This is a genomic window from Paenibacillus sp. IHB B 3084, from assembly GCF_001447315.1.
Lineage (GTDB): Bacteria > Bacillota > Bacilli > Paenibacillales > Paenibacillaceae > Paenibacillus.
Genome location: NZ_CP013203.1, coordinates 2770246 through 2790421, shown reverse-complemented (window position 1 = coordinate 2790421; position 20176 = coordinate 2770246). Strand labels below are relative to the sequence as shown.

Annotated in this window: 19 protein-coding genes and 2 riboswitches; of the genes, 3 read left to right on the top strand and 16 right to left on the bottom strand. The window is 49.9% G+C overall.

The genetic code is table 11. The annotated features are described in order from the left end of the window. Window positions 1-32: 32 nt before the first annotated feature. From ASL14_RS13105 to ASL14_RS13035, 16 genes are all read right to left on the bottom strand, one after another. On the bottom strand, window positions 33-800 hold the full coding sequence (locus ASL14_RS13105; RefSeq protein WP_134911900.1) for an amino acid ABC transporter ATP-binding protein: 768 nt from the start codon (window positions 798-800) through the stop codon (window positions 33-35). Between the two features lie 4 nt (window positions 801-804). Beyond that, window positions 805-1521, bottom strand: coding sequence for an amino acid ABC transporter permease (locus tag ASL14_RS13100; protein ID WP_134911899.1), 717 nt, complete (start codon window positions 1519-1521; stop codon window positions 805-807). 30 nt (window positions 1522-1551) lie between these two features. Next, the gene (locus ASL14_RS13095) at window positions 1552-2361 is read right to left on the bottom strand and encodes a transporter substrate-binding domain-containing protein (protein WP_134911898.1); all 810 of its coding nucleotides are present in this window, start codon (window positions 2359-2361) and stop codon (window positions 1552-1554) included. Window positions 2362-2501: 140 nt separating this feature from the next. Next, the gene (gene nikE / locus ASL14_RS13090) at window positions 2502-3311 is read right to left on the bottom strand and encodes a nickel import ATP-binding protein NikE (RefSeq protein WP_134911897.1); all 810 of its coding nucleotides are present in this window, start codon (window positions 3309-3311) and stop codon (window positions 2502-2504) included. A 38-nt stretch (window positions 3312-3349) separates the two neighbouring features. Next, window positions 3350-4180, bottom strand: a complete 831-nt coding sequence (gene nikD / locus ASL14_RS13085) for a nickel import ATP-binding protein NikD (RefSeq protein ID WP_134911896.1) — start codon at window positions 4178-4180, stop codon at window positions 3350-3352. Between the two features lie 19 nt (window positions 4181-4199). Further along, window positions 4200-5030: a nickel ABC transporter permease subunit NikC gene (nikC, locus tag ASL14_RS13080; protein WP_134914537.1), complete on the bottom strand. Its 831-nt coding sequence runs from the start codon at window positions 5028-5030 to the stop codon at window positions 4200-4202. Next, window positions 5030-5974: a nickel ABC transporter permease subunit NikB gene (gene nikB / locus ASL14_RS13075; protein WP_134911895.1), complete on the bottom strand. Its 945-nt coding sequence runs from the start codon at window positions 5972-5974 to the stop codon at window positions 5030-5032. The genes nikC (ASL14_RS13080) and nikB (ASL14_RS13075) overlap by 1 nt, the downstream gene beginning before the upstream one ends. A 46-nt stretch (window positions 5975-6020) precedes the next feature. Next, window positions 6021-7646, bottom strand: a complete 1626-nt coding sequence (gene nikA, locus ASL14_RS13070) for a nickel ABC transporter substrate-binding protein (protein WP_134911894.1) — start codon at window positions 7644-7646, stop codon at window positions 6021-6023. A 142-nt stretch (window positions 7647-7788) separates the two neighbouring features. Beyond that, a complete protein-coding gene (locus tag ASL14_RS13065) occupies window positions 7789-8565 on the bottom strand; it encodes an ABC transporter ATP-binding protein (RefSeq protein ID WP_134911893.1) in 777 nt (258 codons plus the stop codon). Further along, entirely contained in the window at window positions 8562-8939 is a 378-nt protein-coding gene (locus ASL14_RS28985) for an ATP-binding cassette domain-containing protein (protein WP_223263971.1), read from the bottom strand. The genes ASL14_RS13065 and ASL14_RS28985 overlap by 4 nt, the downstream gene beginning before the upstream one ends. Then, on the bottom strand, window positions 8933-9589 hold the full coding sequence (locus ASL14_RS28980) for an ATP-binding cassette domain-containing protein (protein WP_223263970.1): 657 nt from the start codon (window positions 9587-9589) through the stop codon (window positions 8933-8935). Before ASL14_RS28980 ends, ASL14_RS28985 begins: the two co-directional genes overlap by 7 nt. Further along, window positions 9586-10401, bottom strand: a complete 816-nt coding sequence (nikC, locus tag ASL14_RS13055; protein ID WP_134911892.1) for a nickel transporter permease — start codon at window positions 10399-10401, stop codon at window positions 9586-9588. Before nikC (ASL14_RS13055) ends, ASL14_RS28980 begins: the two co-directional genes overlap by 4 nt. 15 nt (window positions 10402-10416) lie before the next feature. Further along, window positions 10417-11346 (bottom strand): nickel ABC transporter permease, encoded by a 930-nt coding sequence (nikB, locus tag ASL14_RS13050; protein ID WP_134911891.1) that lies wholly within the window; start codon window positions 11344-11346, stop codon window positions 10417-10419. A 15-nt stretch (window positions 11347-11361) separates the two neighbouring features. Continuing rightward, a complete protein-coding gene (locus ASL14_RS13045) occupies window positions 11362-12945 on the bottom strand; it encodes an ABC transporter substrate-binding protein (protein WP_134911890.1) in 1584 nt (527 codons plus the stop codon). 207 nt (window positions 12946-13152) lie between these two features. After that, window positions 13153-13356: riboswitch (cobalamin riboswitch) on the bottom strand. A 542-nt stretch (window positions 13357-13898) separates the two neighbouring features. Next, complete coding sequence (locus tag ASL14_RS13040) at window positions 13899-15206, bottom strand: nucleobase:cation symporter-2 family protein (protein ID WP_025686240.1); 1308 nt, start codon at window positions 15204-15206, stop codon at window positions 13899-13901. After that, window positions 15200-15817, bottom strand: coding sequence for a xanthine phosphoribosyltransferase (locus ASL14_RS13035; protein ID WP_134911889.1), 618 nt, complete (start codon window positions 15815-15817; stop codon window positions 15200-15202). Before ASL14_RS13035 ends, ASL14_RS13040 begins: the two co-directional genes overlap by 7 nt. 157 nt (window positions 15818-15974) lie before the next feature. Next, window positions 15975-16078, bottom strand: a riboswitch (purine riboswitch). 292 nt (window positions 16079-16370) lie between these two features. Here ASL14_RS13035 and rhaB point away from each other — a divergent pair. Genes rhaB through rhaD form a run of 3 tightly spaced genes read left to right on the top strand, consistent with a single transcriptional unit; the run spans window position 16371 to window position 20017 of the window. Beyond that, complete coding sequence (gene rhaB, locus ASL14_RS13030) at window positions 16371-17852, top strand: rhamnulokinase (protein WP_134911888.1); 1482 nt, start codon at window positions 16371-16373, stop codon at window positions 17850-17852. 12 nt (window positions 17853-17864) lie between these two features. After that, window positions 17865-19121: an L-rhamnose isomerase gene (gene rhaA, locus ASL14_RS13025; protein WP_134911887.1), complete on the top strand. Its 1257-nt coding sequence runs from the start codon at window positions 17865-17867 to the stop codon at window positions 19119-19121. A gap of 50 nt (window positions 19122-19171) precedes the next feature. Then, window positions 19172-20017 (top strand): rhamnulose-1-phosphate aldolase, encoded by an 846-nt coding sequence (gene rhaD / locus ASL14_RS13020; protein ID WP_134911886.1) that lies wholly within the window; start codon window positions 19172-19174, stop codon window positions 20015-20017. Window positions 20018-20176: the final 159 nt, after the last annotated feature.

Sequence of the window (20176 nt, the reverse complement as noted above, 5' to 3'; positions counted from 1 at the left end):
GCCTGCCGTGCTTTTGCTATGGGGGAGCACTCTTACAGAGATACGGGTTGCTCCTGTGGTGCTCTCTGTACCAACGCTTTGCCCAGGAACTGCCGTGTCCGTTCTTCCTTCGGATTGGTGAAAAACTGCTCCACCGGGCCTTGCTCCACGATCACACCATGCTCCATCAGCACGACCCGATCCGCGACATCCCTCGCAAAGCCAAGCTCATGCGTGACGATAATCATCGTATTGCCTTCACTCGCTACCTTTTGAATGACCGACAGCACTTCATCCACCAGCTCGGGGTCAAGTGAGGACGTCGGTTCGTCGAACAGCAGCACTTGCGGATTCAGCGCCAAGGCGCGGGCAATTGCCACACGCTGCTGCTGTCCACCCGAAAGCTGGGCAGGGTAGTAGGTCATGCGATCCTTCAAACCGACCTTTTCCAGAATGCCTTCACTGATCTCCCTCGCCTGCTTGCGGTCCAGCTTTTTGACACTGGTCAGGCCGATCATGACATTGTGGAGGGCAGTCAGGTTTTTGAACAATTGATATTGTTGGAATACCATCGCCGTTGCCGTACGCAGTCCGAGAATGTCCTTTTTCCCCGCCTTGGCTGCATCCACCTTCACACCGTCGATCTCAATGATACCGCTGGTCGGTTGCTCCAAGAAATTGATGCTGCGCAGCAATGTGGACTTGCCCGATCCGCTTGGCCCCAGAATAACCACGACTTCTCCCTTGCCTACGGTCAGGTCTATTCCCTTCAACACATGATGCTGTCCAAAATGCTTATGAATTTGATGAAGTTGAATCATGCTCTTACTCACTTCTTTCGTAAATTCGAATACGCTTCTCCAGCACGACAAGCCCGCGCTCAATAATGATGCACACCAGCCAGTAGATCAGGGACACCGCAACGTATACTTCAAAAAAGGCCAGCGCCCGCGCGCCCATAATTTTGGCCTGTCCCATCATATCAACAACACCAATCATAAAGATAAAAGACGTATCCTTCACCGTACTGATCAGCGTGTTCCCCAAATTGGGCAAAGCCACCGTCAACGCCTGCGGCAGCACAATTTTAAGCATAATCTGTGTTTGGCTCATACCGATGGAATTGGCAGCCTCAAATTGCCCCCGATCCACCGAATTAATCGCCGCTCGGAACGTCTCCGACAGATAACCCCCGAGATTTAGTGAAAATGACAACAATGCGAAAACCTCGGGTGGAATCACGTAGATATTTAATTGCTGTAAGAAACCATATTCGCTCTGAAAATAATATAAAAACTTGGGTATACCATAATATACGAGAAATAACTGCACGATGAGCGGCGTTCCCCGAATGTACGAGACATACAACGTAGACAATTGCGCCAATACAGGCACCTTGTATATCCGAATTAACGCCGTCCCCAACCCGATGATCGAACCCAGCAGCATGGACAAAAATGCAATCCATAGCGTAACGGGGAGATACTCCACGATCCGGGGAAGGCTTTTCAGCATATAATCAAGGTCAAACAGCTTTTCCATATGAACCCCACTTTACCCTTTGCATTGTTGTTACTGCGGGATATATTCCCCGCCTGTCCATTGTTCAGACAGCTTTTTCAGCGTTCCGTCCGCTTTTAGTTCCTTAATGATCGGGTCGATTTTGGCTTTCAGCTCTTCGCCCTGCTTATCCTTTTTGAACACCAGGTTGATGTTATCGCTTTGCACCGGCTCGCCCACAGCTTCCACCTGCAAGTCTTCCTTCTTGATCGTTGCTGCCGCCATAACCGGATCATTCACATAAGCATCCACCCGGCCATTTTGCACGTCCTGAAGGTTGTCAGATGAAGTGCCCGTGTCATTGTATTTCAGAATAATTTTGTTGCCGTTCTTCGCATTATACTGCTCCAGTAATTGAGTGTAGGAATCCCCTACGGAAGCAGCTACCTTCTTGCCTTCCAAATCCTTGAGAGAGTGGATATCCGTTCTGCCTTTTTTCACAACAATGACAGATTGAGCCTGGAAATAAGATTCATCCGAAAACAAATACTTTTGCTCACGCTCAGGATTTTTGGCGACTTCATCCGCTACGACCTGAATTTTGTTCGATTCCAGCGCCAGGAAAATTCCGTCCCAGCCGGAAGGCACAAACTCAAACTTATAGCCGTCCAGCTTCTTGTCAATCTCCTTGACCACTTCCACATCGTACCCGGTCAGCTCATTTTTATCATTCGTAAAAGCGAACGGCGGGTAGTCATTTTGTGTGCCAACATAGATCACCTTATCCCCAGACGCCACTTCCTTTGAGGAGCACCCGCTCAAGGCTCCGGTCAATAACACGAGAGATAGGCCAATCGCTGCAACAAAAGCAGATTTCTTCATATGTGATATCCCTTCTTAATCCAAGTAATTTAGTATGATTTTATATTATAACGGGTTATTCAAATAATACAACAGCTAAATTTAATTTCAATTACTTATCCATATGTTGCACACAAAAAAGGACCCTTGCGGGTCCGCTGTCATCCATGAAGCGGAAGACGGTCTGCTGGATGTTCAGGCAAAATGGACGAGATCAGCCGTTGCACAGCCGGATGAGTGGATTCAAAAATCCGGTCCTTCTCGTCACAGCGCTCGATCAATCTTCCCTGCTCCATCACAGCAATCCCATCACAAACAGCATAAGCCGCCCGAATATCATGCGTGATGAACAGATACGACAATCCAAACGAAGATTTCAGCTCTCCCAGCAGGGATAAAATGTGCATCTGGTGAACCATATCCAGGCTGCTGACGGACTCATCCAGAACGATGAGCTTCGGTTTGAGCGCAATCGCCCGTGCAATGTTGATCCGCTGTAATTGTCCGCCGCTGAATTGATGCGGATATTTATTCCGATCCTCCGGCTTGAGACCGACCCGTTCCAGCAGGTTTTCGACCGTTCTCTTTTGCTCCTGCACCGATAACCGTTCGTAATTGTCCAGAGGCTCTCCGATAATCTGCCCGGCGGTCATCCGGGGATTTACGGCCGAATAGCAGTCCTGAAATACGACCTGCATATCCCGTCGCAGTCCCCTGCGAACTTGTTGGCTTCCATTATAAATGTCCTGCCCCTGGAACAGCACCTGACCCTCCTGCGGCTTCTCCAGCCCCAGAATGACTTTGCCCAGCGTGCTTTTCCCCGCTCCGCTGGTTCCAAGCAACCCCAGGCAAAATCCGCTCTCTATGGTAAGCGACACGTCAGCCAGCACAGGGGGGCGTGGTTCGGAGCGCCCCAGCCATTTGCGCCTTCCATAGCTATGAGTTACTTCCTTCACTTGTAGCATGCGCATTCGCTCCCCTTTTGAAAGTGTAACCGTCCAACAGGCGACTAACCGCCTGCCTGATTTATGCCCTGAAGGGACAACTTGGGTCTGGCATGCAGCAGCATTTTCGTATATTCATGCTGCGGGTGGTCGAACAACTGATGAACCTCCGCCTGCTCAACGATACGTCCCCGCTGCATGACGGCCACTTCATCCGCCATTTGGGAAATGACGCCCAGATCATGCGAAATCAGCAAAATGGAAGTGTCGTATTCCGTACGCAAGCGATCCAACTCTCTAAGCACCTGTAGCTGATTGACCACATCGAGCGCCGTCGTCGGTTCATCCGCAATAACCACTGCTGGCCGCAGACACATGGAAATGGCGATCATGACCCGTTGCAGCATTCCCCCGCTCAACTGAAACGAATAACGCTTCATCAGCTTGGTCGGATCAGGCAGATTCATGTTTTCCAAAGCCGTTATGGCAAGATCACGGGCCTGTCGTTTGGTTAATCCGGTGTGCGTACGGATCGTTTCCATAAACTGAGCTCCGATCGTATACACTGGCGTAAAAGCGCTCATCGGATTTTGCATAATAAACGCGATTTCCTTGCCGCGAATACGCCGCATCTCCTCGGCTGCCATGCCGTTCAGCTCGCGCCCGTTCAGGCGGACACTGCCTTCCACGTCCATCGTCTGGCGATCCAGCAACTGGAGCAGCGCGTTACAGGTCACCGTTTTGCCGCTTCCACTCTCGCCGACAAGACCCAGAACCTGTCCCTTTTTCAACTCAAAATGGATCGGCTCCAGCAGAGATACCGTCCCTGCATCGGTTTTGAGCTTCACCTGCAAGCGGCTGACCTCCAGCACCTTCGACTTCGCCCCGTCATCCATCGTTGTTCTCACTCCTGTTTTACTGACGTTTGGCAATTCCGTATCGGTCGGACAGCGCTTCTCCCAATAGATTGAAGGCCATCACCACCACCAGAATCATGACGCCCGGATAGATCATTAATTCCGGATGACTGCGGATGTATCCCGTTCCCTCATGAATCATCGCTCCCCATTCAGGAGTCGGCGGTTGGATGCCCAGACCGAGGAATGACAACGCGGAAATATCCATGATCGCCCAGCCCATCTCCAGCGTACCAATGACCACAATCGGCCGCAGCACATTCGGAATGATATGCCGCCGGATAATGGCCCCTGAGGAGGACCCGCTAATCATTGCAGCAGCTATAAAATTCCGTTCTTTCAGACTGACGACCATGTTGCGGCACATTCTGGCATAATACACCCACTGCACCATCATCAAGGCAAGCAGCACCTGCATGAGGCCCGGCCCAAAAATACCAACAATCCCCAGCACCAGCACCAGATTCGGAAACGCCATAATTCCTTCGCAAAACCGCATCAGCACACTATCGACCCAGCCGCCCAAATAACCTGCAACCGATCCAATCACGACACCAATGCTAAGCGAAGACAGGAAAATTAATGTCGCAAAGCCAAGCGAAATCCGTGCTCCATACAGCAGCCGGGACAGATTACACCGACCCAAATGATCGGTTCCCAGCCAATATTCTTTTGAAGGTCCTTCCAGCTTGTGCAGTAAATTGACTTTAACCGGATCATGGGGAGCCAGCCACGGGGCCAGCGCCATAATGATAAAAAGAACCATTAGCACTATAGAGCAGACCACGATCACCTTTTGACCCTTGAACATTGTACGCAACCTTATCATCACTGCTCTGCTCGTCCCTTCGATGAAATTCGGGGGTCCATATACAAATGCACCAGATCAACGAGCAAATTGCATACGATGAACAGGCATGCCGCCAAAAACACATAGCATTGTATGACGGGAATATCCCGGTTAAATATCGCTTCCACAAAGTAACGGCCAAACCCGGGCCATGAAAATACCTGCTCGACAATAATCGTTCCGGTCAGCAGCTTGCCCAGATTCATGCCCATACCCGTAATCAGCGGGGCAATGGCAATTTTGAGCACATGCTTGAGCATAATCACCCGCTCACGAATTCCTCTGGTTCTCGCATACTGGACATATGTTTCCTGAAGCTGCTCCAATACACTGGAGCGCAGCAGGCGCGTATATAGAGCAATCAGAACCAGCGACAGGGTCAACGTAGGCAACACCAGATGCTGCCATGTCCCCCGCCCCTCTACAGGCAGCCAATCCAGCCGAACGGAGAAAAAGAAGATCAACAGATATCCCAGCCAGAATTGGGGAATAGACGCTCCAAAATATGAAATCCCTCGACTGAGCATGTCGATCCAGCCATTTTTACGCATCGCCGCCAGCACGCCCAGCGGGATACTCACCACGATAGATAGCACCATACTGCTCAGAGCCAATTCAAGAGTGGCGGGCAGCCGAACCTTAACCTCATCCCACACCGGCTTGTTTGTCAGATATGAAGTACCAAAGTCCAGTCGACTGATTCTTTGAAGTGTATGCATATACTGCGTCAGCAAAGGTTGATCCAGCCCGAATTCATGTCTTTTCTGCTCCAGAATTTCCGGAGTAGGATAAATATGAGCAGCCGTCAAATAGGCCTCGGCCGGATCAACCGGTGAAATATGAATGAGTGCAAAGGTAACGAGGGTGGCAAAGAGAACAATAGGAATGACCGCTACCATTCGCTTCCCGATATAGCTGATCATGAGTTGTCCTCCTATCTTGTAAACTACCGTTACCCTTCGGTTTCAACTACTTCCCGATTTCAATTCCCTCAAACGGATTTTCATCCCGATTGGCCGGGAATACAAAGTTTGTAATCTTTTTCTGATATACTGCGGTTTTCTTAATATACGAAATAGGCACAATGGCAGATTGCTCCTGAAGGGTTTTCAGAATCGAAGCATACAGCTCTTGACGCTTGGTTTCGTCTGTCGATGAGAGTGCTTCGTGTACTTGCTGATCCAGATCCTTCTTCATCGGAAGAGCGCTCAGTACCTCGGAAATCCCGAAGCTCTTCTTGGCAATGACATTAATAAAGGAATGCGGATCATAAGGCGCACCATAGTTATACCAGAAGTACAGATCAAACTGGTTGGATCTAAGGCGCTTGATTTGAACTGTCAGCTCCAGCCCGGTCAGTTTCACCTTGACGCCCAGTTCTCCCCATTCCGCCTGAATGGTTTCGGCCATCGCCTTTTGGACTGGATCGGTCTTATCAAAAATCAGCTCAAAATCCAGCTGTTGTCCGTTCTTCTCCCGTACTGTACCGTCTGCGGGCAGCTTCCAGCCAGCCTCATCCAGCAACGCTTTGGATTTTTCCACATCATAGTCAACAGGCTGTAAGTCCACATTTGTATACGGATAGTTTTTGGATAAAACAGTATCCGCTTTTTCCTCCAGCCCCGAGGTCACACCTTCCACCATCGCCTGCTTGTTAAAGCCATGCTGGAGCGCCAGACGTACCCGAAGGTCTGCCAGCTTGGGATTGGAAGAGTTGAGCAACAGGCTTCTTGTACCGACAGGATCGGACAGCTTGCTGACATACTGATCTGTATCGCGAAGCTGCTTGAAAGCATCCAGACTGATGACGCCCTCACCGTAAATCAGATCCAGATCGCCTTTCTCAAAGGCCATTACACGTGTTTCGCCATCGGGAATGATTTTTACGATAATTTTATCTACCTTCGGTGCAGTACCCCAATAATTCGGATTACGCTTAAAGGTTGCATATTCATCTTGCTTGTATTCATCCAGCATCCAAGGCCCTGTACCTACAGGTTTCTTGATGCCTTTGGACGTATCTCCATCATCCGGGAACCCGGCTTCACCCAGAAAACGGAACGGGCGAACGACAGACAAGTCCTGAAGCAACGGATAGTATGGCTCTTTGAGCGTCATGCGGAAGGTGCTGTCATCTACAGCTTCGGTTTTGTCGAGAACACCAACCACCCCAAGCCAACTGTGCGTTTTCTCATTTTTCATGATAGCGTCAAAGTTCTTTTTGACAATAGCCGCATTAAATAGCGTTCCATCTGAAAAATTCACGCCTTGGCGCAGCTTGAACGTATATATTTTGCCGTCCTTGGAAATGGTCCAGGATTCAGCCAAAGCAGGCTCCAGCTTGCCTCCTTGCTTGTAGCTGACCAACGGCTCATAAATCATGGATTGTGCAAAAAGTTGGGAAGGATTGTATACGTGAGGGTTCATGGTACCAATGTCGCGCGGCCACGATAGCGTGATCGACTTTTCATTGGCAGCTCCGCCAGTTGAGGTGGATGCAGGTGTGTTCTCCTGCTTCGCGCAGCCCAAAATAACGGATAATAAGAGGAGTGCCACCAACATAAGGGTGGCAGTCTTGCGGTGTCGAACGGACATCAATGTAATTCCCCTTTTCTATGTACGTGATAATGATTATCATAATCATATTTAGAATAGGTATCACATCCTATTTTGTCAACAATATTCGGCAAAGGAAGCCTATATTTATTTTAAATTTGTAGAATATGAAAGACATGGATCATTCCGCCAACGTCTGAAACAGAGTACGCGTGTACTCATGCTGTAACAAGTCTTCATCCCATTCCTTGAGTACTTCCACGATCTCCCCTTGAACCATGACGGCAATCCGATCACAAAACTGACGCGTGGATTGAAGATCATGGGTGATAAAAAGATAGGATAGCTGGCGCTCCACCTGCGCTCTCTTGAGCATGTCCAGCACAGAAGATTGCGTTGTCGTATCCAGATTGGCGACCGATTCGTCGAACAAGATGATATCCGGTTCCACTGCCAGTGCTCTGGCAATACACACCCGCTGCTTTTGCCCGCCGCTTAGCTGCGATGGGTATTTCTCCAGACAGTCCGCAGTCAGCCCCACCGATTCCAGCAAGGATAGGCAAATATTCAGTGCTTGCGCTTTTCGTTCAGGAAAATAGTTGCAGATCGGCTCCTCCAAAATATCTCGGATCGTCATGCGGGGATGCAGCGAGGAAGACGAGTCCTGCGCGACCAGCTGGATTCGTTTGTACAGATGGATATCCTTTATCCTCCCGATGTGAATCGGCTGGTCATCCAGCCAAATCTCACCCGAAGTCAGCGGTTCCAGTCTCAGAATACATTTTGCCAGCGTACTCTTGCCGCTTCCGCTTTCACCGACCAATCCCAGACACTCTCCACGTTGCAGTTCCAGACTCACCTGCTTCACAGCCTGTTCGGTATCCTGCGTTTTGGACCAGCCCTTTCTCCGTTTGCGGACAGGATAGGCTTTGGTCACTTGCTTTAATTCCAGTATCATTCGCGTATCCTTCCTTCCGGGCTCATCTCCAGCACACGATCCGCCACACGGCTCACACCCTGACGATCATGAGAAATTAGCAAAATGGTGAGATCGAAGTCCTCTCTCAACTGTTGAAACAATGCCAGAACCTTATCCCGGTTGATAACATCCAGCGCCGTGGTAGGCTCGTCGGCAATAAAAAGGCGCGGACCGGAGCTTAGCATCGCAGCCAGCAGTACCCTTTGACACATCCCTCCGCTTAATTCAAAAGGGTATGAGGACAAAATATGCTCGGGGTCTGCAAACCCGACCTTCCTCAATAAAGAGCACAGATAAGCCTCCTGCGCTTGAGTAACGCGGCCTCTGGCCATCTGTGCAATCCAGCTCAGCATTTGCCGCACCTGGGGCAACAAGCCCTGAGGGGGGCTTGCTGCGGTGCAGCAAGGGAGGGAGCGGCATCCGCATGCCCCTTCTGGTCGGGTGGCATCCAGCGCCGCCCGTGCAGTCTGAGCGTGTCCGTCAGTTGTGTGCGGACGGTACGGATTGGATTCAACCCGCTCAGCGATTGTTGAATGAGCAGGGCAATGTCCTCGCGACGCAGCCTTTGCCAGCGCCGTTCATCGAACGGGACGATATCCTCCCCGTTGTAGTGTATATGCCCCTGCGTAACGCCGATTCCCGGCTCCAGCATGCCCGCGATCGCATGCGCGATCAGACTCTTGCCGCATCCGCTCGGCCCGGTTAGAGCCACAATTTCCCCCGGATATACGGAAAAGCTGACATTTCGGAGCAGCGGTTGATTACCGCTTATCGGCATTATTTTCCCATTCGCGCCCGGTTTTCTACCCGCGCCCACACCTGTTGCTGCGCCAATATGTGTACAAGATCTTGCCCCTATCCCTGTTCCCTCGCCTGCTTCTGCACTAGTTTCTGTCCTAACGGATGTTCCTGTGCCTATGCGGCATATCTCCAGATGTTCCACGTGCAACAGTGGCTTGCGCCCTGCCATATCCCATTTCATATGCCCTGTCCCATCCTTCATTTCGCCGCCCCCTTTTCCGAAAAACGGTCTCCGAGAAGCTGGCACGCAAGCACAAACAGCATAATCGCCAAACCCGGAAAAATCATGACATGCGGTGCCACCTGAAAATACGACGTCGCATCATGCAGCATCACACCCCACTCCGGCTTAGGCGGCTGTACACCCAGCCCAAGAAAGGAAAGTCCGGCAACCATAAGCACGACTCGTCCAATGTCCCAGACCGCGTACACAAGCAGCTGTGGCAGTACCTGCGGCAACACATAACGTCTCAGCACGCGCACATGTGAATTACCGGATAAACGGGCATATCGGACATAGTCCTCCTGACAGGCTTTTTGAACAAGGGTGCGAATATACCGAACATATCCCGCCCACCGTACCGCAATAATCGCTAAGGTCATGTTTACAAAGCCCGGACCCAAGATACCCACAATCGCCACCGTCAAAATGATATCGGGAAAAGCCAGCACGCCATCAATGGCGCGCATGACTAACTGGTCCACACGCCCGCGTACATAGCCAATGAGCAAGCCTATCGGCAAACTGATACACAAGGTGGTCACTGTAATCGCACAAGCAATCAGTACGCTGGTCCGAATCCCGTAAATCAGGCGCGACAGCACATCTCGCCCCAAATGGTCTGTACCCAAAGGATATTCCCGGCTGGGCGGCTCCAAGCGCTTCAGGAGATCGACATTGAGAGGATCATGAGGGGCAACCCATGGAGCAAGTAGCCCGAGCAATACGATCAGGCCCAGCATTACGCCTCCCGTCAGCAAGCTCCCTTTGAAGGACAGCCGCATGTTTTTCATTTTCAACTTCCTCCCCTAACGCAAACGCAACCTCGGATCTACAGCCGCTTGAACCACATCCACCAAACACTGAACACCTACGATTAAAAATGCAGCAAAAATGACATACCCCTGGATCACCGGATAATCCCGCTGCGTAATCGCATCTATAAAATACTTGCCCAAACCCGGCCATGAAAAAATCGTCTCTACAATGACATTACCCGCCAGCATAAATGACAAATTTGTGCCTAACAGCGTAATGATCGGCAAAATCGCATGCCTGAATATCTCAAAAAACAGAATATGCTTGCGGGAAAAGCCTCGGGCCTTCGCCGCCTTCACAAAATTCCGGTCACCCAGCTCCAGCATTTGGGCACGCAGCACACGGGCTTGCACAGCCCCCAAACCTGCCCCAAGGGTCAGCGCTGGCAGTACCAAATGAGTCCAATCCTCACGACCCATGGACGGGAGCCAGCCCAAACAGACGGAGAACAGGTAAATCAGCAGAAAGCCAAGCCAAAAAGAGGGAATGGACGATCCCAGCAGTGCAAACAGCCTTCCCAGACGATCGAGCCAACCACTGGATTTTACTGAGGCGGCCAGTCCCATTCCAAGAGTCAGGACCGTCATGACGGCAAAGCCCGCCGAAGCCAGCTCCACAGTAGCGGGCAGTCTGTTCCACAGTTCGGTTAGCACCGACTCCTTGGATACATAGGAGGTGCCCCAGTGCCCTGTGAACACATCCCGCAGCCAGTTCACATACTGAATATGCAGCGGCTCGCTCAAGCCCAGCTCCTTACGCAGCGCCGTCAACGCCTCCTCAGAGGCAGGCACATTATGCGCGGTGAGCAGAATGGTAGCAGGGTCGCCGGGAGCCAGCCTCATCAGCACAAACGTCAGCGTGGATACAACAAACACAATGATGACCAGTTGCGCCACACGTTCCAGAATAAAACGAATCATAGGGTATGCAGCCCGTTATTCCGCAATATCGGATTGCGCCGTAATGTAGTAATACTCAATCGGATGCGGCGTGAAGCCCTTCACCCCTTTTTTCGCCCCAAATACATTGTCCGGATGAACAATGAACGACTGCGGCAAATCCGTATTAATGATATCCAGCGCTTGCAGTGTCACAGCATTACGTTGCGCTGTATCCTTCGCCAGCTTCAAGCTGCCAAGAAGGTTCTCCAGCGGTTTGGAACTATAACGGCTTACATTGGCTTCGCTTTTAGAGGAATAAAACATGTCCATAAAATATTGCGGCTCCCCCGTATGGGCAGTCAGCATGCTGTACATGGCAAAATCCCAATCGTTTTTGGTCAGTGCCTCGTCGATATTTTCCACCTTGCGAATCTTCACCTGGATGCCCTCCTTCAGCAGTTGGCTCTGAATCACCTCAGCCATCACCGAAAGCTCTGGACGTTGAGGAAAGGTCAGCAACGTAACTTCGAACGGCTTGCCTTGCTTGGTCCATGTGCCTTGGGCATCCTTCTTCCAGCCATCCTTCGTCAATAGCTGCTCGGGCGTTCCGTCCAGCGCTTTACGCTCGACCTTACCGAAGGGGAGAATGCTCGGGAATGGGCTGCTTGCCTCCGTACCATAGCCTCTCATGATCGCACTCACAATGGATGCACGTGGTATCAAGCTGTCCACTACTTTGCGGTTCGCGGCATCCTTGAACAGAGACGACTCCATGTTATACACGATCATATGGGTGCGCAAAGAGGGAGCCGACAGCACTTGCAGCTTATCGTTCTTTTTCAATACCTCCGCGTTATCCACCGGAATATCGGTCGCTACATCTACTTCGCCGGATTGCAGCGCCAGCAGGCGCGAATTGCCGTCCGTAATGAACTTCATCGTTGCTTCAGCCAGCCGGGCCTTCTCGCCCCAATATCCGTCATAACGCTCTACGACCAAGGATTGATCCTTGTTGAACGCTTTAATTTTAAAAGCACCTGTCATCGCAGGGTAGCTCTGCTCATCCTTTATGGACGCTACATCCAGCACAATCGTCGACGGATCAGCCAGATTGGACACCAGCGCCGCATTCGGCTGGTTTGTCGTAATTTTCAACGCCAGCGGCCCGGTTACGTCAATTGACTTTACATCTAGCAAATCCTTCGCCAGATGGCTTTTCATAATGGAGCGCAGCAGGGAAGTTTTTACACTTTCCGCGTCCATACTCTTTCCGTTATGAAAAGTGACCTTATCCTGCAAGCTGAACGTCCAGACTGTGGGGCTATCCTGCTTCCATTCCTTGGCCAGCCAAGCCTCAGGCTCCAGCTTTTCATTCAAACGGACAAGTGTCTCGCCTGCGCCAGAACGCATAACATCCCAGCTATTATCGCCATGCGGGTCAACGCCTGACGGCTTCCACGTATACGCCATCACCAGCTTTTTGTCCGTTGTGGACTGTTGTGCGGATGTGTTTTCGCCCTTGTCGGAGCTGTCCGCCGTCTTATTAGTTGTGGAGCATCCCGCAAGAGCCATAACTGCCAGTAGCAGCATCACCCCTGTGCATATGGACCATGAACGCTTTTTACGATTGCTTATCATCTTATTTATCCCCCTCTATCTTGTCATTCACAAATACCTAACGCAAAAAAAAGCATCCCCGACCGCCTGATCAGCAGTCAGAAATGCTTTCATTATAAAATGCCAAAGCTCACCTCAAAGCACCTCTAATCATAGAAGGGATCGGATCGGTTTCAGACATTCCGTAAGCAGCACGCCCAACCACCTCCCCAGCATCCCGTGGGTCTGACAGTGATGTTAAAACAGGCAGGTCTCCTGACTTCAGGCGTATCTTTCAGGCCTTCCCGGTTCTTCACAGTTCCAGTGGCTATTCCGAAAGCTACAGCAATTCCCTGCTGATGCCTGTATACAGTGGCGGGTCCGTGTCGGAATCTACCGAACTTCCCTTTTAAGTGAGCACGTACAACAGCCATCTACATGATCTCAACGAAACCCTGTAGATAGAAAGTCCGGCTCACACCTGTTTTCTTCCTTTATTCTTTTTCATTACGATTTAGGACTATCTTATTTTGTTGTTACAGGCTTGTCAACAAATGTCGCATAATAATTTAAATTTGAACGATACGGCGAGAATCAAGGCTATGACTTTGCGTTGCATGCACGCAATGGACGTGATAAAATTAGGTATAGAGATACCCATCGTGTCCGTATACTAAAAAGAGTCTTCGCCGCTACCAACGGCAAAGACTCTTAGGACTTGAAAGGCTGTGGATCACCACCACGGCGCGCTGCATAACTGAATGTTAATGCAAACGAAACCCACCGTTAGGGGCCAACCTAATTACGCGGTGGGTTTTCGCTTGTTCCGAAACTTCCGTACCACGCCTCTGCCTACCACTCTAGCAAATTCTTCTAATAGAATCTCAAATTCCCTTCTTCATACAGAAAGAGGGCTTTATCAATAACTCTATGCCAAAAAGCCGGAAAAAGAGGCTTACGACCTCTCTCCGGCTGTCTTTATCTAATCCTAATTATCAAACCTTCTGCGGAACCTCCGACACTGTCACACCTTTGACCGATTCGGCTTGTTTTTTCGTTAAAACGATGTTCAAGACAATCGCCGTGATCGAGCCGGATACGATGCCGTTTTGCAGCAGCATTTTGGCAAAGCTCGGCAGTTGGTCGAACATTTGGGGCAGCACGGCAGAGCCGAGGCCCACCGCAATGCTACATGCCGCGATCAGCAGATTGCTTTCCTTCCGCAAGTCCACTTCTGACAAAATAGACATGCCCGACGCAGCAACCGAACCGAACATAACGATCATCGCCCCGCCCAGCACAGCATTAGGAATCACTGTCGTTAAGGCAGCCAGCTTGGGCAACAGACCAAGAACAACCATAATACCACCCGCAGCAAAAATAACGTTCCGCGACTTGACGCGTGTCAGCGAAATCAGACCTACATTTTGCGAGAAAGCCGTGTAAGGAAACGCATTAAAAATACCACCAAGCATAATCGCAAGTCCTTCGGAACGCAGACCATTGACGATTTGCTTCTGCTCTACCTTTTGATCAATCGCCTTGCCTACTGCCAAATAAACGCCCGTAGACTCGACCATGCTGACAATGTTAACGATAATCATCGTACATACTGCCATAATGCTAAACTCAGGCTTACCAAAATAAAACGGCTGCGCAACACTCACCCAAGACGCTTGCGCCACTGGAGCAAAATGTACCATTCCCATCGCATAAGCAACCACCGTACCCGCAAACAGACCGATGAGCACGGAAATCGAGCGCAAAAAGCCTTTTGCCAACCGATTCACAAGCAAAATAACCAGCAAAGTAACTAACGCCAGCAACAAATTACGCGGCTGTCCAAAATCCGCGCTACCCTGACCCCCTGCTACGTTATTCATCGCCACCGGAATGAGGGACAGGCCGATAATCGTAACAACCGAACCCGTAACCACCGTCGGGAAAAAGCGTAGCAGCTTGCCATACAACGGTGCCGCGAGCACCACGAATATACCTGATAAAATAATGGCTCCGTACGCGGTTGCCAAATTCGAGGTCGACGCAATCGCGATAATCGGACCCACCGCCGTAAACGTACAGCCCAGGATGACAGGCAATCTACTGCCGAAAAACCGCGTGCCCATAATCTGTAATAACGTAGCAATCCCGCAAGTGAACAAATCGGCAGCCACCAGATAGGCCATCTGGGCTGGCGTCAGGTGCAATGCTCCCCCTACAATGAGAGGTACGGCAATCGCTCCAGCGTACATCGCCATCACATGCTGGAAGCCCAGCGCGAATAACTTTTGTTTGCTTAACATCCCACATTCTCCTTAACGGAAGGAATTACCGCACCCGCTTCTTCTATAAAATGAACCTCGCCCGGTGCCATGGATGCGATACGTGCAAGAGAGCGTACGGCGATGCCTCTTTGTTCCAGCAGTCCACGGCCTTCCTGAAAGCTCTTTTCGATCACGCAGCCAACCCCGGCCAGCTCCGCTCCTGCTTCCTTCACAATATCTGTAAGTCCGACCAATGCTGCACCGGTCGCCAGAAAGTCATCCACGATCAGCACATGGTCGCTGGCATCGAGATATTTTTGGGAAATACTTACCTGATAGGTTTCCTGCCGTGTAAACGAGTGAACCTCAGCGAAGTATACCTGCTCGTTCAGCGTGATTGCCTTCTTTTTCTTCGCGTAGATGAACGGAACACCCAATGCAATGGCTGTAGCCATGGCAAACTGAATACCACTTGCTTCAATCGTAAGCACCTTCGTAATGGGAGCACCGCCAAAAAGACGTGCGAACTCCTTACCAATCTCCAGCGCCAATGCTGTATCTACCTGATGATTCAAAAATGAATCTACCTTTAATACCGTGTCGGATAAAATCTGTCCCTCTTGACGAATACGTTCCTCCAAAACTTTCATGATGCGGGTATCGCTCCTTCTTTACTTTAAAATAGAATAAACCTGCCAAAACCAAAAAAGGACAGGCTCCCTTGAGTTGTTTCTCAAGTGAAGCCTGTCCCTGGGGTTGTAATCCCTGACGGATGAGCGCACAAATAAATGCCCGCATTTCATCCGAAGCCGATGCGCTATCACTCATAGTCAGACGATTACAGTGGTCGTCCGGTAGAAACTTTTGGGCCATATCCCCAATATTATACGAGTCATATGAAATTGATATCTTGTATACTACACCCTCTGGCGGGCGGTTTCAAGACTATTTTTCATACAGACAGCGGCACTTGAAGAACATTCCATAATTCTAACATCGCAAAACAATTTCCTCCTCCAATTAAAGTACATATATTGTAGAAAACAGATACCGAAACACGTAAAACCATACAAAACAACATTATATTTTATTTACAATTGCGAAAAACAAAAATAAAACCATAAATTATATTTCCGTTTGCGTTGACTACAAAGATAAACGGAAGTAGTATTGAATTAGTTAAGAAATAAAAGGAGATTGGTTATGGATAACTATCTTGCTGTTGATATTGGAGCTTCAAGCGGAAGGCTCGTGCACGCAACTCTGCAAGACGGTCTGCTTCACTTGCAAGAGCTTCATCGGTTCAACAACTCCTTTACCGAAAGAGACGGACATGATTACTGGAATGTCGACGATCTGTTGGATGAGATTATTAAAGGACTGCAAAAAGCCAAACAAAAAGGGATTCATGCCTGTACGATCGGCATCGATACATGGGCTGTAGATTATGTACTGCTTAATAAGGAAGGCCATCGCATTCATGAGATATACGCTTACCGGGATGCACGCACCCTTCATGCACCCGACAAGCTGCACCAGCTCATTAGCCGGGAAGATGTATATGAGAAAACAGGCATTCAGGAACTGAACTTTAATACGCTGTATCAACTGTTCGTCCATGACCGGAAACAGCTTGCCCAGGCGGATAAAATATTGATGGTACCCGATTATTTGTACTATCGCCTTACAGGCATCATGGTCAATGAAACGACGAACGCATCTACCATGCAGCTTCTAAATGTGAACGGCCGAGAGTTTGATGAGGACCTGCTGTCCCTGCTCCAGCTTCGGCGTGATCAATTTTTGGAGCTTGCTGAGCCTGGTCAGGTGCTGGGTACTATTTTGCCGGAGCTTGTTCAGAAGCACGATCTTCCAGACTGCCAATTCATCCTCGTGCCTACGCATGATACAGCTTCGGCGGTTGCGGGTGTTCCATCACGACGGGAAGAATCGTGGGCTTATATTAGCAGCGGAACGTGGTCGCTACTGGGTATGGAACGATCTCAAGCCTTGAATACCAAGGCAGCCATGCAGGCGAACTACACCAATGAGTGGGGCGCTTACGGCACATATCGTTTTCTGAAAAACATTATGGGCCTATGGATGATTCAGGAGGTAAGAAAAGAGGGCGATTCCGCTCATAGCTTTGCCGAATTGGCCCAACTGGCTTCGGCAGAAACGCCGTTTGCCAGTCTCGTTCTCTGCAACCTGCCCGCATTTTTAAACCCGGATAGCATGACCCTTGAAATTCAACGGTTTTGCGAGGAAACGGGGCAGCCCATTCCCCGAACTCCGGGTTCGCTCGCCCGCTGTATTTTCGACAGCCTGGCCCTAAGCTACCGGGATGCCTTGTATGAACTACAGCGTTTAACAGACGAAACCATTACCCGACTGCACATTGTCGGCGGAGGCACTAATAACGAATTGCTGTGTCAGCTAACAGCCGATCTTTTGGGGATTGAGGTTCACGCGGGCCCTTCGGAGTCTACGGCCATCGGTAATATTGTCGTGCAGCTCATCAGCACCGGCGCTCTTGACGATCTCCAAGCTGCTGGCAGCGTCATTGCCCAATCCTTCCCGACCCAGTTATATCAACCGAGGACGGTGGGCGGGATTGAAGGGCTTCTGGATCGCTGGGAGAGTCTCAAGAAGCAGACAGCGTCCTCTATTCAGATATCTCGATAAAGGAGTAAACCCATGAATCAAGCCATTGAAGCCAGTTATAACGAAGCGAAAAAGCTGTATGCCCGCCACGGTATTCAGGTGGATGACGTTTTACAGAAACTTTCAGAGATCAAAATATCATTACACTGCTGGCAGGGAGATGATGTTCAGGGCTTCCTGTTCAAAGACAAACAGCTTAGCGGGGGCATTGCTGTAACGGGCAGCTACCCGGGTAGAGCAGGTACACCGGATGAATTGCGTCAGGATTTAGAGAAAGCCCTGTTGCTCATTCCGGGTCAACACAAGGTCAATCTGCACGCCATCTATGCGGATACTACAGAACAAGTGGATCTGGATCAATTGGAGCCGCGCCATTTTCAGAACTGGGTAGACTGGGCCAAACAGCAGGGACTCGGACTTGATTTTAACCCCACACTGTTCTCCCACCCCAAAGCGGAAGACGGTTTCACACTGAGCCACAAGGACCCGGAAATTCGTAACTTCTGGATCACACACTGCAAAAAATCGCGCAGGATTGCAGAGCATTTTGGAAAAGAACTCGGTCAGCCATGTGTTACCAACCACTGGATGCCGGATGGTTACAAGGATACCCCGATTGACCGCTTGGCTCCAAGAGAGCGGCTACGGGATTCTCTGGACGAGATTTTCAGCGAAAAAATCAGTGAAGAATACAACATAGACGCGGTTGAAAGCAAGCTGTTCGGCATCGGCTCGGAAAGCTATGTCGTCGGATCGCATGAGTTCTATATGGGCTACGCGCTGACGCGGGGCAAATCCATTTGTCTCGATTCCGGTCACTTTCATCCGACCGAAGTCATTTCGAATAAACTGTCTTCCGTGCTGATGTTCACCGATCAATTATTGCTCCATGTCAGCAGACCCGTCCGTTGGGACAGCGATCATGTGGTGACCATGGACGACGAATTACTCGACATTGCCCGTGAGCTGGTTCGCGGAGATTTGCTTTCCCGAACACATATCGGCCTTGATTTCTTTGACGGCAGCATTAATCATGTGGCTGCATGGGTCATCGGAACACGCAACACGATCAAAGCGCTGCTTCGCGCTATGCTGGAACCGATTGAAGCATTGAAGCAGGCGGAAGAGGAACGGGACTTTACCACTCGTCTTGCCCTGGTCGAAGAATTTAAATCGTATCCGTTCGGGGCCATCTGGGATTACTATTGCGCTCAAAATAGTGTCCCTGTTCGTGAAGAATGGCTGGCCGAAGCAAAAAACTATGAACAACAGGTACTGCTGAAACGGTAACTACTGCATTGATAATTTATATTTATATCACCCAAAGGGAGAGATCATCCATGACTACTGTGCTGGAGAATCAAAAAGAACGGAAATCAGAACTGGATATTCCATTCGTCCGCGAGATGGCGGAAATTACGCAAAACATGTGGAAATTCGGCTGGGATGAGCGTAACGGAGGGAATGTCAGTTATATTCTGGATGAAGCAGAGGTTGCCAAATATCTTGATATTCATCAAGTCATTCGGACGATTAAGCCTGCTTTTCCAGTGAATGAGCTGGCTGGAAAATATTTTATTGTCACTGGATCAGGTAAATATTTTAAGAACGTCCTTGCCGATCCGGAAGCCAATTTAGGTGTCCTTCGTGTCTCGCAGGATGGCGAGCAATTGGAAGTCTTGTGGGGCCTCAAGCATGACGCGGTACCTACCAGCGAATTGCCGTCTCATTTTATGAGCCATATCGAACGATTGAAGGTGGATCCTAACCATCGTGTTGTGATCCATAATCATGCCACCCATGTCATTGCCATGACCTTCATTCATAGCCTGGACGAAAACCAGTTCACCAAAACACTGTGGGAAATGTGTACCGAATGTATTGTCGTCTTTCCAGACGGTATCGGTGTAATCCCTTGGATGGTACCGGGCTCCAGCGAAATCGGCCGCGAAACGGCCAAAAAAATGAAAGATCATCACGCCGTATTATGGCCTCATCACGGTATTTTCGGAACAGGCAGCTCCATTGATGAAGCGTTTGGCCTGATTGAAACGATTGAAAAAGCGGCGCAAATTTATATGCTCATTGCACAGCATGATATCCAGCAGCGGATTACGGATCAGGAATTGGCGGATCTGGCTAAAGCCTTTAACGTTACTCCAAAAGAAGGAATCCTGAACGTATAAACATAGGCTAACCTCATAGCTCACAACCTAAAAAGCTCCACGGCTCGTCTCAAACCAGCCATGGAGCCTTTGTCATGCCTACGGGATATCACGCTTTATGCTGCTCTCTATATTCATTCGGTGTTGCGAAATAATCACCCCGACTGATTAAAAACAATA